We start from the raw sequence: 12,324 nt of genomic DNA on the forward strand, positions 1-12,324 counted from the left end.
CGAAGTCAGTAACATATACGTACGGCAAGGCAATGTTGATGCGGTTTGAAAAGATTTTCGAAGAGTTTCAAACATATGCAATGATTCCTGAAAGAGTACAGTTAGGAGAGGGTTATGCCGATTCGAATTGATAAAAAATTACCAGCTGTTGAGATTTTACGGACAGAGAATATCTTTGTCATGGATGATCAACGTGCTGCTCACCAAGATATCCGTCCTTTGAAGATTTTAATTTTAAATCTCATGCCACAGAAAATGGTCACAGAGACCCAGTTGTTGCGCCATTTGGCCAATACACCCCTACAACTGGATATTGATTTTCTCTATATGGAGAGCCATCGTTCTAAGACAACTCGTTCAGAACACATGGAGACCTTTTATAAAACTTTTCCTGAAGTCAAGGATGAGTATTTTGATGGGATGATCATCACGGGTGCTCCAGTTGAACATTTACCATTTGAGGAAGTGGACTATTGGGAGGAATTTAGCCAGGTGCTTGAGTGGTCTAAGACTCATGTCTATTCGACCCTTCATATCTGTTGGGGAGCTCAGGCTGGTCTTTATCTGCGCTATGGAGTGGAAAAATACCAGATGGACAGTAAGTTATCGGGTATTTATCCTCAGGACACCTTAAAGGAAGGTCATCTTCTATTTAGAGGTTTTGACGATAGCTATGTATCCCCTCATTCACGGCACACGGAGATTTCTAAGGAAGAAGTCTTAAACAAGACCAATCTTGAAATTTTATCAGAGGGGCCTCAGGTTGGGGTTTCGATTTTGGCCAGTCGTGATTTACGTGAAATTTATAGTTTTGGGCATTTGGAATATGACCGGGATACCTTGGCAAAAGAGTATTTTCGAGATCGTGATGCAGGTTTGGATCCTCATATTCCAGAAAATTACTTTAAGGATGATGATGTCAACCAGACACCTTGTCTTTGTTGGTCTTCATCAGCAGCTCTCTTTTTCAGTAACTGGGTAAACTATGCTGTCTATCAGGAAACCCCTTTTGACTGGAGAAAAATAGAAGATGATGCATCTGCATTTGGGTATTTATAAGAGGAATTATGACATATTTAGACGCTTTTAAATCAGGGAACTTGGTTTTACCGAGTGCCCTGCTCTTGCATTTTAAGGAACTCTTTCCTTCTAGCGACGATTTTCTGGTCTGGCAATTTTTCTATTTGCAAAATACGACAGGTTTGGAAGAAATGTCGCCAAGCCAGATTGCTGAAAGGATTGGCAAGGAAATTTCAGATGTCAACCAGTCCATTTCTAATCTTACGGAGAGAGGACTGCTCCAGTATCGAACGATTGAATTGAATGGTGAAATCGAATTGCTTTTTGATGCTAGTTTGGCTTTGGAACGTTTGGATGATTTTCTTGGAGTCGCTCATTCAAGTTCAGACCAGTTGACACCTCAAAATCAGCTCAAGGATTTGGTAGAAACCTTCCAGCAGGAGTTGGGACGCTTGTTGACACCTTTTGAAATTGAAGATTTGACTAAGACACTAAAAGAAGATGGAACCAGTGCTGACTTGATTAAGGAGGCTCTTCGTGAAGCTGTTTTAAATGGAAAAGCAAACTGGAAGTACATTCAGGCGATTTTGAGAAACTGGCGCCATGAAGGCATCAAAAGTGTGGCTCAAATCGAGGCTAAGCGGGCAGAGAGAGAAGCGAGCAATCCTCAGTTGACACAGGTATCGGCAGATTTCAGAAATGCTATGGATCTTTGGAAGGATTAATCCATGCAAGCAGGCTTGAAATCCGAGTAAGATTTGCAAGCTGTGTTTAATTGTGATAAAATAAATAGAAAATAAATTGAAAAAAGAGGTATGTGAAATGTCACGTAAACCATTTATCGCTGGTAACTGGAAAATGAACAAAAATCCAGAAGAAGCTAAAGCATTCGTTGAAGCAGTTGCGTCAAAACTTCCTTCATCAGATCTTGTTGAAGCAGGTATCGCTGCTCCAGCTCTTGATTTGACAACTGTTCTTGTTGCTGCAAAAGGTTCAAACCTTAAAGTTGCTGCTCAAAACTGCTATTTTGAAAATGCAGGTGCTTTCACTGGTGAAACTAGCCCACAAGTTTTGAAAGAAATCGGTACTGACTACGTTGTTATCGGCCACTCAGAACGCCGTGACTACTTCCATGAAACTGACGAAGATATCAACAAAAAAGCAAAAGCAATCTTTGCAAATGGTATGCTTCCAATCATCTGTTGTGGTGAGTCACTTGAAACTTACGAAGCTGGTAAAGCTGCTGAATTCGTAGGTGCTCAAGTATCTGCTGCATTGGCTGGATTGACTGCAGAACAAGTTGCTGCATCAGTTATCGCTTATGAGCCAATCTGGGCTATCGGTACTGGTAAATCAGCTTCACAAGACGACGCACAAAAAATGTGTAAAGTTGTTCGTGACGTTGTAGCTGCTGACTTTGGTCAAGAAGTTGCAGACAAAGTTCGTGTTCAATACGGTGGTTCTGTTAAACCTGAGAACGTTGCTTCATACATGGCTTGTCCAGACGTTGACGGTGCCCTTGTAGGTGGTGCGTCACTTGAAGCTGAAAGCTTCTTGGCTTTGCTTGACTTTGTAAAATAATCAGTAAGTAGCAAAAGCTAGGTGGAACAGCATTCAAATGTCTGTTCCATTTTTTATAGGAGAGGAAAGATTGAAAACAAAAATTGGAAAAATTGGATTAGCCAGTATCTGTTTACTAGGCTTGGCAACGAGCCATGTCGCTGCAAATGAAACTGAAGTTTCAAAAACTTCGCAGGATACAACGACAGTTTCAAGTAGTTCAGAGCAAAATCAGTCTTCTAATAAAACTCAAACGAGCACAGGTGTAAAGACCAATGTTGCTACCCACTGGGATGGGGATTATTATGTAAAGGCTGATGGATCTAAAGCTCAAAGTGAATGGATTTTTGATAATAACTACAAAGCTTGGTTTTATCTCAAATCAGACGGTCGTTATGCTCAAAATGAGTGGCGGGGTAGCTATTACCTAAAATCAGGTGGCTACATGGCTCAAAATGAATGGCTTTATGATAATAATTACAAGAGTTGGTTTTATCTCAAGTCAGATGGGGCTTATGCTCATCAAGAATGGCAATTGATTGGAAATAAGTGGTATTACTTCAAGGAGTGGGGTTACATGGCTAAAAGCCAATGGCAAGGAAGTTATTTCTTGAATGGTCAAGGTGCCATGATGCAAAATGAATGGCTTTATGATCCGGCTTATTCTGCTTATTTTTATCTAAAATCCGATGGAACTTATGCCAACCAAGAGTGGCAAAAAGTGGGTGGCAAATGGTACTATTTCAAGAAGTGGGGCTATATGGCTCGGAATGAGTGGCAAGGCAACTACTATTTGACTGGAAGTGGTGCCATGGCGACTGACGAAGTGATTATGGATGGTGCTCGCTATATCTTTGCGGCTTCTGGTGAGCTCAAAGAAAAGAAAGATTTGAATGTCGGCTGGGTTCACAGAGATGGTAAACGCTATTTCTTTAATAATAGAGAAGAACAAGTGGGAACCGAACATGCTAAGAAAGTCATTGATATTAGTGAGCACAATGGTCGTATCAATGATTGGAAAAAGGTTATTGATGAAAATGAAGTAGATGGTGTCATTGTTCGTCTAGGTTATAGCGGTAAAGAAGACAAGGAATTGGCGCATAACATTAAGGAGCTAAACCGTCTGGGAATTCCTTATGGTGTTTATCTCTATACTTATGCTGAAAATGAGACTGATGCTGAGAATGATGCTGAACAGACCATTGAACTTCTGAAGAAATACAATATGAACCTGTCTTATCCTATCTACTATGATGTTGAGAACTGGGAGTATGTGAATAAAAGTAAGCGTGCTCCGAGTGATACAGGTACTTGGGTTAAGATCATCAACAAGTACATGGAGACGATGAAGCAGGCGGGTTATCAAAATGTGTATGTCTATAGCTATCGTAGTTTATTACAGACGCGTTTAAAACACCCAGATATTTTAAAACATGTAAACTGGGTAGCGGCCTATACGAATGCTTTAGAATGGGAAAACCCTCATTATTCAGGAGAAAAAGGTTGGCAATATACCTCTTCTGAATACATGAAAGGAATCCAAGGGCGCGTAGATGTCAGCGTTTGGTATTAAGATATAAGTTTGAAAAAGGAGTGTGCAAGAAAATTGCATCCTCTTTTTCTTTATTTTGTCGCAGTTAAGAGATGTGTAAGGGGACTGTGTTTTATTCTAAAGAATTCTTAAATTATCAGTCTATTGCAACTTTTCTCATGTGGGTCATTTGGCTTGCTATTGTCTTTCCTTAGTAGTATACTAAGGTAGTAATCGTTAAGAAGTGGTTACATAAAAATAATGAATGAGGTAAAATAAAATGGTAGAATTGAAAAAAGAAGCAGCAAAAGATGTCGCAACATTAACAAAAGCAGCGCCAGTAGCATTGGCAAAAACAAAGGAAGTTTTGAATCAAGCTGTAGCTGATTTGTACGTAGCTCATGTTGCTTTGCACCAAGTACACTGGTATATGCGTGGACGCGGTTTTATGGTATGGCATCCAAAAATGGATGAGTACATGGATGCTCTTGATGGTCATTTAGATGAAATCAGCGAACGATTGATTACACTCGGTGGAAGCCCATTCTCTACATTGACAGAGTTCCTTCAAAACAGTGAAATCGAAGAAGAAGCTGGTGAATACCGTAATGTTGAAGAAAGCTTGGAACGTGTTCTAGCTATTTATCGCTACCTCATCACTCTTTTCCAAAAAGCGTTGGATGTGACTGACGAAGAAGGCGATGATGTTACAAACGATATTTTTGTTGGTGCTAAGGCTGAACTTGAGAAAACAGTTTGGATGCTTGCCGCAGAACTTGGACAAGCACCTGGTTTGTAAGAAACAAGGTAACATAGATAAATCTGTAGGAAATTTCTTACAGATTTTTTCTATTTTGTAAGCTATTCCAAACCAGTCTTTTTTTTAGTTTTTTGATAAAATAGTACTATCAGTGAAAAGGATGGAAGCATGACTAAGAAAATCGTAGCTATTTGGGCCCAGGATGAAGAGGGTGTGATTGGTAAGGACAATCGTCTGCCTTGGCATTTGCCAGCAGAACTGCAACATTTCAAGGAAACAACTCTGAATCATGCTATCTTGATGGGACGTGTGACCTTTGATGGAATGGGGCGTCGCTTGCTTCCACAACGGGAGACCCTGATTTTGACGCGTAATCCGGAAGAAAAGATAGATGGGGTTGCTACTTTTCAGGACGTCCAGTCTGTTCTGGACTGGTATCAGGCTCAAGAAAAGAATCTCTACATTCTCGGTGGCAAGCAAATTTTTCAGGCTTTTGAACCCTACCTTGATGAAGTGATTGTGACTCAAATTCATGCTCGGGTTGAGGGAGATACCTATTTCCCTGAAGAGTTTGACTTGTCTCTTTTTGAGACAGTTTCAAGCAAATTTTACGCCAAAGATGAGAAAAATCCTTATGATTTTACCATCCAATACCGCAAGAGAAAGGAAGTCTAATGGAACGGAGTTTATTTGGTTTATTCACGGCTTTTCTGTGTTTCATCTGCCTTCTGGCAGGAGCACAGGCTTTTCGTAAAAAGCGTTACGGGCTTTCTATCCTCCTCTGGTTAAATGCCTTTACCAATCTGGTCAATAGTATTCATGCTTTTTACATGACCTTGTTTTAGATAGAATGACAGTATAGAATGGAAGGAAATCATGTCTACAAATAGAAAAAATGATATGATGGTTTATTGCTCATTTTGTGGCAAAAACCAAGAAGAAGTACAAAAAATAATCGCTGGCAACAATGCTTTTATTTGTAATGAATGCGTGGAGTTAGCTCAAGAAATCATTCGAGAAGAATTGGTTGAGGAAGTCTTGGCAGACTTGTCTGAGGTGCCAAAACCAATTGAACTCCTCCATATCTTGAACCACTATGTAATCGGTCAAGATCGTGCCAAGCGTGCCTTGGCAGTGGCAGTTTACAACCACTACAAACGCATCAATTTCCACGATACGCGTGAGGAGTCAGAAGATGTGGATTTGCAGAAGTCAAACATCTTGATGATTGGGCCAACTGGTTCGGGGAAAACTTTCCTTGCCCAGACCTTGGCTAAGAGCTTGAATGTACCTTTTGCGATTGCGGATGCGACAGCTCTTACTGAGGCTGGTTATGTAGGTGAGGACGTGGAAAATATCCTCCTTAAACTCTTGCAGGCTGCTGACTTTAACATCGAGCGTGCAGAGCGTGGGATTATCTACGTGGATGAAATTGACAAGATTGCCAAGAAGAGCGAAAACGTGTCTATCACACGTGACGTTTCTGGTGAAGGTGTGCAACAAGCCCTTCTCAAGATTATTGAGGGAACTGTTGCTAGCGTACCGCCTCAAGGTGGACGCAAGCATCCACAACAAGAGATGATTCAAGTGGATACTAAAAATATCCTCTTCATCGTGGGTGGTGCCTTTGATGGTATTGAAGAAATCGTCAAACAACGTCTGGGTGAAAAAGTCATCGGATTTGGTCAAAACAATAAGGCGATTGACGAAAACAGCTCTTACATGCAAGAAATCATCGCAGAAGATATTCAAAAATTTGGTATTATCCCTGAGTTGATTGGACGTTTGCCTGTCTTTGCTGCTCTTGAGCAATTGACAGTGGATGACTTGGTTCGTATCTTGAAAGAGCCAAGAAATGCCTTGGTCAAACAGTACCAAACTTTGCTTTCTTATGATGATGTCGAGTTGGAATTTGACGACGAAGCCCTTCAGGAAATTGCCAATAAGGCTATCGAACGCAAGACAGGGGCGCGTGGTCTTCGCTCCATTATCGAAGAAACCATGCTGGACGTTATGTTTGAAGTACCGAGTCAGGAAAATGTGAAATTGGTCCGCATCACAAAAGAAGCTGTCGATGGAACGGATAAACCAATCCTAGAAACAGCCTAGAGGTGACTATGGAACTGAATACACACAATGCTGAAATCTTGCTCAGTGCGGCGAATAAATCCCACTATCCGCAGGATGAACTGCCAGAGATTGCCCTTGCAGGGCGTTCAAATGTTGGTAAGTCTAGCTTCATCAACACCATGCTGAACCGTAAGAATCTGGCTCGTACGTCAGGGAAACCTGGGAAAACCCAGCTTCTCAACTTCTTTAACATTGACGACAAGATGCGCTTTGTGGATGTGCCTGGTTATGGTTATGCCCGCGTTTCCAAAAAGGAACGTGAAAAGTGGGGGCGCATGATTGAGGAGTATCTGACAACTCGAGAAAATCTCCGTGCGGTAGTCAGTTTAGTTGACCTTCGTCATGACCCGTCAGCAGATGATGTGCAGATGTACGAATTTCTCAAGTATTATGAGATTCCAGTCATCATTGTGGCGACCAAGGCAGACAAGATTCCTCGTGGTAAATGGAACAAGCATGAATCAGCAATCAAAAAGAAATTAAACTTTGACCCAAGTGACGACTTCATCCTCTTTTCATCTGTCAGCAAGGCAGGGATGGACCAAGCTTGGAATGCAATCTTAGAAAAATTGTGAGGAAAAGAAATGGCAAAAACAATTCATACAGATAAGGCTCCAAAGGCTATCGGACCCTATGTTCAAGGAAAAATCGTTGGCAACCTTTTGTTTGCTAGTGGTCAAGTTCCTCTCTCTCCTGAAACTGGGGAAATCATTGGAGAAACGATTCAAGAACAGACAGAGCAAGTCCTAAAAAACATCGGTGCTATTTTGGCAGAAGCAGGAACAGACTTTGACCATGTTGTCAAAACAACTTGCTTCTTGAGCGATATGAACGACTTCGTTCCTTTTAACGAGGTTTACCAAACGGCCTTTAAGGAGGAATTTCCAGCTCGTTCAGCTGTGGAGGTAGCTCGTCTTCCTCGTGATGTAAAAGTCGAAATTGAAGTCATCGCAGAGATTGGATAAGCTAGCTGAAGTTTGGTGTTGCCAAACTTCTTTTGATATAAGGAGAAAAAGATGACAAAGAAACAACTTCACTTGGTGATTGTGACAGGAATGAGTGGTGCAGGGAAAACAGTTGCCATTCAGTCTTTCGAGGATTTAGGTTATTTTACTATTGATAATATGCCGCCAGCTCTCTTGCCTAAGTTTTTGCAGTTGGTGGAAACAAAGGAAGATGACCATAAGTTGGCCTTGGTAGTGGATATGCGTAGCCGTTCTTTCTTCTCAGAGATTCAAGCTGTTTTGGATGAGTTGGAAAATCAAGATGATTTGGATTTTAAAATCCTCTTTTTGGACGCAGCAGATAAGGAATTGGTCGCTCGTTACAAGGAAACTAGACGAAGCCACCCTCTAGCTGCAGATGGACGGATTTTGGATGGAATCAAGCTGGAACGTGAACTCTTGGCACCTTTGAAAAATATGAGCCAAAATGTGGTGGATACAACTGAACTCACTCCTCGTGAGCTACGTAAAACCCTTGCAGAGCAGTTTTCAGACCAAGAACAAGCCCAGTCTTTCCGTATCGAGGTCATGTCTTTTGGCTTTAAATATGGAATCCCGATTGATGCGGATTTGGTCTTTGATGTCCGTTTCTTGCCAAATCCATATTACCTTCCAGAACTGAGAAACCAAACGGGTGTGGATGAACCTGTTTATGACTATGTCATGAACCATCCTGAGTCAGAAGACTTCTATCAACATTTGTTGGCCTTGATTGAGCCGATTTTGCCAAGTTACCAAAAGGAAGGGAAGTCTGTTTTGACCATTGCCATGGGTTGTACGGGTGGTCAACACCGTAGTGTGGCTTTTGCTAAACGCTTGGCGCAGGACTTATCCAAGAATTGGCCTGTCAATGAAGGGCATCGTGACAAAGACCGAAGAAAGGAAACGGTAAACCGTTCATGAGAAAACCAAAGATAACGGTGATTGGTGGAGGAACTGGGATTCCTGTCATTCTAAAAAGTCTGCGTGAAAAAGATGTGGAAATCGCTGCTATCGTAACGGTGGCGGATGATGGTGGTTCATCAGGTGAACTTCGAAAAAATATGCAGCAATTGACACCGCCAGGTGATCTTCGTAATGTCCTTGTGGCCATGTCGGATATGCCTAAGTTTTATGAGAAAGTCTTTCAGTATCGCTTTTCTGAGGATGCCGGAGCCTTTGCTGGCCATCCATTGGGCAATCTCATTATTGCAGGTCTGTCAGAAATGCAGGGTTCAACCTATAATGCCATGCAGTTATTGAGCAAGTTTTTCCATACAACTGGGAAGATTTATCCTTCCAGTGACCATCCCTTGACCCTTCATGCAGTCTTTCAGGATGGTACAGAAGTGGCTGGAGAGAGTCATATTGCAGACCATCCAGGCATGATTGACCATGTCTATGTGACCAATACCCTCAACGATGATACGCCTCTGGCTAGCCGTCGAGTAGTGCAGACCATTCTTGAAAGTGACATGATTGTTCTCGGCCCTGGTTCTCTCTTTACCTCTATTTTGCCCAATATCGTGATTAAGGAAATCGGGCAGGCGCTTTTGGAAACCAAGGCAGAAATTGCCTATGTCTGCAATATCATGACCCAACGTGGGGAGACAGAACATTTTACAGATAGTGACCACGTGGAGGTCCTGCATCGTCACCTTGGTCGACCTTTTATCGATACTGTCTTGGTGAATATCGAAAAAGTGCCTCAGGAATACATGAATTCCAACCGTTTTGATGAATACTTGGTGCAGGTGGAACATGACTTTGCTGGTCTTTGTAAGCAAGTTCCGCGCGTGATTTCATCCAACTTCCTTCGTCTGGAAAATGGGGGTGCCTTCCACGATGGGGATTTGATTGTGGATGAATTGATGCGCATTATACAGGTGAGAAAATGAGTTTCACAGTAGCAGTAAAAGAAGAAATCCTGAGTCAGCACCATCTAAGCCGACATGAACTGTCTGCCATTATCAAGATGTCTGGCAGTATTGGTCTCTCGACTTCGGGTTTGACCTTGTCTGTCGTGACAGAAAATGCTAAGCTGGCTCGTCACCTCTATGAATCCTTTCTCCATTTCTACGAAATCAAATCGGAAATCCGTCACCACCAACGGAGTAATCTTCGCAAGAATCGGGTTTATACCGTTTTTACAGATGAAAAGGTTCAGGACTTGTTAAGCGATTTGCACTTGGCCGACTCCTTTTTTGGCCTGGAAACAGGTATTGATGAGGCGATTTTATCAGACGAGGAAGCAGGCCGTGCCTATCTCTGTGGTGCTTTCTTGGCAAATGGAAGCATTCGTGACCCTGAGTCAGGCAAGTACCAGTTGGAAATCAGTTCTGTTTATCTGGACCATGCGCAAGGGATTGCCTCTCTTCTCCAGCAGTTTTTACTGGATGCCAAGGTGCTTGAGCGCAAGAAGGGGGCTGTGACCTATCTCCAGCGTGCTGAAGATATTATGGACTTCTTGATAGTCATCGGAGCCATGCAGGCGCGTGATGATTTTGAGCGGGTTAAGATTTTACGAGAAACCCGTAACGACCTCAATCGGGCCAATAATGCCGAGACAGCTAATATTGCACGGACAGTTTCTGCCAGCATGAAGACTATCAACAATATCAGCAAAATTAAAGATATCATGGGCTTAGAAAATCTGCCAGTGGATTTGCAGGAGGTAGCGCAGTTGCGGATTCAGCACCCAGACTACTCTATCCAACAGTTGGCAGATAGCCTCAGCACTCCCCTTACAAAAAGTGGTGTCAACCATAGACTTAGAAAGATAAATAAATTAGCTGATGAGTTATAAAGATATAAAACAAGCCCTTGAATTATCAGTATGATTGGTTGATTCCATTTTTCTAACAGCCTGATGTCGCTAGTTTACAAAATATTAACCTGTTTCTTGACAATTGAATAGAGCATGTGAGATAATAAAGGGGAATTGAGAAGTTCTAGCATTTTAGTGCTAACAGAAATCCCCTCGGTACTGCAATACCGAGGGGATTTTTTTCTGGGTTAGATAGCACTAACCATGAAGGTTACTTGTCGAAGTGATCGTCTAACCAACGAGTCACCAGCCATGAGATGATATTCTCGATGACTGCGATAAGTACTATTCTGAGAAGTTCTAGCATCTGTAATACCTCCTTTTCCAAGGCGTATTGTTAGTGCCGTCCCTATTATATCACATGTTTTATCAGTTTGATAGGCATTTTTATTTTTGTTAAAGAAGGGGGAAATATGAGCTAACAAGATAGCCGATGAATTATAAAACCACGAATCCTATGTGACTCGTGGTTCTTTTTTATAAACTAGTAGAGTGTTTTGGTTGTACTTTTTGCTCAGGGTCGATGTAGTTGATAGCATTATTGACAGCAGTTGGAGCTTCTCCGAGACCTGTCGCAATCAAGTCAATTTTTCCGTCATAGTAGCAGCAGTCACCGATAGCATAGATACCTGCTTGGCTAGATTCCTGTTTGCTGTTGACGATAATCTTGTGGCGGTTGAGGTCGAGCCCCCAGTTTTTGAGGTTACCGACAGAAGATTTGAAACCATAGTTGATAAAAAGGTGGTCTAGGTCAATCGTTTCGGTTTCATCAGATTTAACTTTTGTGATTTCAAGTTTATCAAGCGTTTTTCCATCTCCAAGGAGTTGGCTAGGGACGAATGGTGTCTTGATGGTTACAGATGATTCTTGCAAGGCTTGGACACTGTGTTCTAAGGCGCGGAAATTATCTCTGCGGTGGACAAGGGTAGTTGGCGCAATTTTTTCAAAAGCTAAAGCCCAATCCACAGCTGAGTCTCCCCCACCAAGAATCGTCACTTTCTTACCAGCGTATTGCTGGATGTTGGAAACGTGGTAGTGGATATTTTCATAGCCCTCAACGCCTTCTAGTTCCAGAGGACGTGGTTTAAAGGCACCGCCACCCATAGCGATGATAACAGTTTTTGATAGGTGACTTCCTTTAGAAGTTGTAATGATAAAGCCCTCTTCTTGTTTTTCAATCTCAAGCACCGTTTCGTTGAGATGGATAGGGGTATCAAAGCTGTTTAGCTGTTCAATCAAGCGGTTGGTCAATTCTTCTCCAGTCAGGTTTGGGAAGCCTGGTACGTCTAGAATTTCCTTTTCAGGGTAGAGAATAGCAGGTTGTCCACCTAGCTGGGGAAGAGAGTCGATGATTTGGACCTTGGCTTGGCGTAGGTGGGCATAAAAGGCTGCAAAAAGCCCGACAGGACCACCACCTACAATGGTAATATCATAGAGTTGAGACATGGTTTCTCCTTTGTTTTTTCTAGTTAGTTTATTGTATCATATTTTTGCTCAATGTAAAATGGACTAG

Annotated in this window: 14 protein-coding genes; 13 read left to right on the forward strand and 1 reads right to left on the reverse strand. The window is 42.1% G+C overall.

The features are described 5' to 3' along the window. Window positions 1-114 precede the first annotated feature (114 nt). From metA to whiA, 13 genes are all read left to right on the forward strand, one after another. Window positions 115-1,059 carry a homoserine O-succinyltransferase gene (gene metA, locus HT730_RS07060; RefSeq protein ID WP_049544343.1) on the forward strand — a complete coding sequence of 315 codons (945 nt, stop codon included), beginning with the start codon at window positions 115-117 and terminating at the stop codon, window positions 1,057-1,059. 8 nt (window positions 1,060-1,067) lie between these two features. Then, a complete protein-coding gene (locus HT730_RS07065) occupies window positions 1,068-1,745 on the forward strand; it encodes a DnaD domain-containing protein (RefSeq protein ID WP_173307186.1) in 678 nt (225 codons plus the stop codon). A gap of 97 nt (window positions 1,746-1,842) precedes the next feature. After that, window positions 1,843-2,601, forward strand: coding sequence for a triose-phosphate isomerase (tpiA, locus tag HT730_RS07070; protein ID WP_042901359.1), 759 nt, complete (start codon window positions 1,843-1,845; stop codon window positions 2,599-2,601). Window positions 2,602-2,638: 37 nt separating this feature from the next. Next, entirely contained in the window at window positions 2,639-4,153 is a 1,515-nt protein-coding gene (gene lytC, locus HT730_RS07075; protein WP_173307187.1) for a choline binding-anchored murein hydrolase LytC, read from the forward strand. Between the two features lie 238 nt (window positions 4,154-4,391). Beyond that, the gene (locus HT730_RS07080; protein WP_000229861.1) at window positions 4,392-4,910 is read left to right on the forward strand and encodes a Dps family protein; all 519 of its coding nucleotides are present in this window, start codon (window positions 4,392-4,394) and stop codon (window positions 4,908-4,910) included. A 129-nt stretch (window positions 4,911-5,039) separates the two neighbouring features. Then, complete coding sequence (locus HT730_RS07085) at window positions 5,040-5,546, forward strand: dihydrofolate reductase (protein ID WP_084367432.1); 507 nt, start codon at window positions 5,040-5,042, stop codon at window positions 5,544-5,546. Continuing rightward, window positions 5,546-5,716, forward strand: coding sequence for a hypothetical protein (locus tag HT730_RS07090; RefSeq protein WP_000442276.1), 171 nt, complete (start codon window positions 5,546-5,548; stop codon window positions 5,714-5,716). The genes HT730_RS07085 and HT730_RS07090 overlap by 1 nt, the downstream gene beginning before the upstream one ends. 31 nt (window positions 5,717-5,747) lie before the next feature. Then, window positions 5,748-6,980: an ATP-dependent Clp protease ATP-binding subunit ClpX gene (gene clpX / locus HT730_RS07095; RefSeq protein ID WP_000106341.1), complete on the forward strand. Its 1,233-nt coding sequence runs from the start codon at window positions 5,748-5,750 to the stop codon at window positions 6,978-6,980. Between the two features lie 8 nt (window positions 6,981-6,988). Next, window positions 6,989-7,576 carry a ribosome biogenesis GTP-binding protein YihA/YsxC gene (gene yihA / locus HT730_RS07100; RefSeq protein WP_173307188.1) on the forward strand — a complete coding sequence of 196 codons (588 nt, stop codon included), beginning with the start codon at window positions 6,989-6,991 and terminating at the stop codon, window positions 7,574-7,576. 9 nt (window positions 7,577-7,585) lie between these two features. Continuing rightward, window positions 7,586-7,966 carry a RidA family protein gene (locus tag HT730_RS07105; protein WP_173274640.1) on the forward strand — a complete coding sequence of 127 codons (381 nt, stop codon included), beginning with the start codon at window positions 7,586-7,588 and terminating at the stop codon, window positions 7,964-7,966. Between the two features lie 51 nt (window positions 7,967-8,017). After that, complete coding sequence (gene rapZ / locus HT730_RS07110; protein WP_050153533.1) at window positions 8,018-8,908, forward strand: RNase adapter RapZ; 891 nt, start codon at window positions 8,018-8,020, stop codon at window positions 8,906-8,908. Then, window positions 8,905-9,882: a YvcK family protein gene (locus HT730_RS07115; RefSeq protein ID WP_001231075.1), complete on the forward strand. Its 978-nt coding sequence runs from the start codon at window positions 8,905-8,907 to the stop codon at window positions 9,880-9,882. Before rapZ ends, HT730_RS07115 begins: the two co-directional genes overlap by 4 nt. After that, window positions 9,879-10,790 (forward strand): DNA-binding protein WhiA, encoded by a 912-nt coding sequence (gene whiA / locus HT730_RS07120; RefSeq protein WP_173307189.1) that lies wholly within the window; start codon window positions 9,879-9,881, stop codon window positions 10,788-10,790. Before HT730_RS07115 ends, whiA begins: the two co-directional genes overlap by 4 nt. Window positions 10,791-11,288: 498 nt before the next feature. Here the strand turns inward: whiA and HT730_RS07125 are convergent, their stop codons facing one another. Beyond that, the gene (locus tag HT730_RS07125) at window positions 11,289-12,257 is read right to left on the reverse strand and encodes an NAD(P)/FAD-dependent oxidoreductase (RefSeq protein WP_173307190.1); all 969 of its coding nucleotides are present in this window, start codon (window positions 12,255-12,257) and stop codon (window positions 11,289-11,291) included. Window positions 12,258-12,324: the final 67 nt, after the last annotated feature.

Origin of the sequence: Streptococcus sp. k-628 (assembly GCF_013277475.1) — a bacterium.
Taxonomy (GTDB): Bacteria; Bacillota; Bacilli; order Lactobacillales; family Streptococcaceae; genus Streptococcus.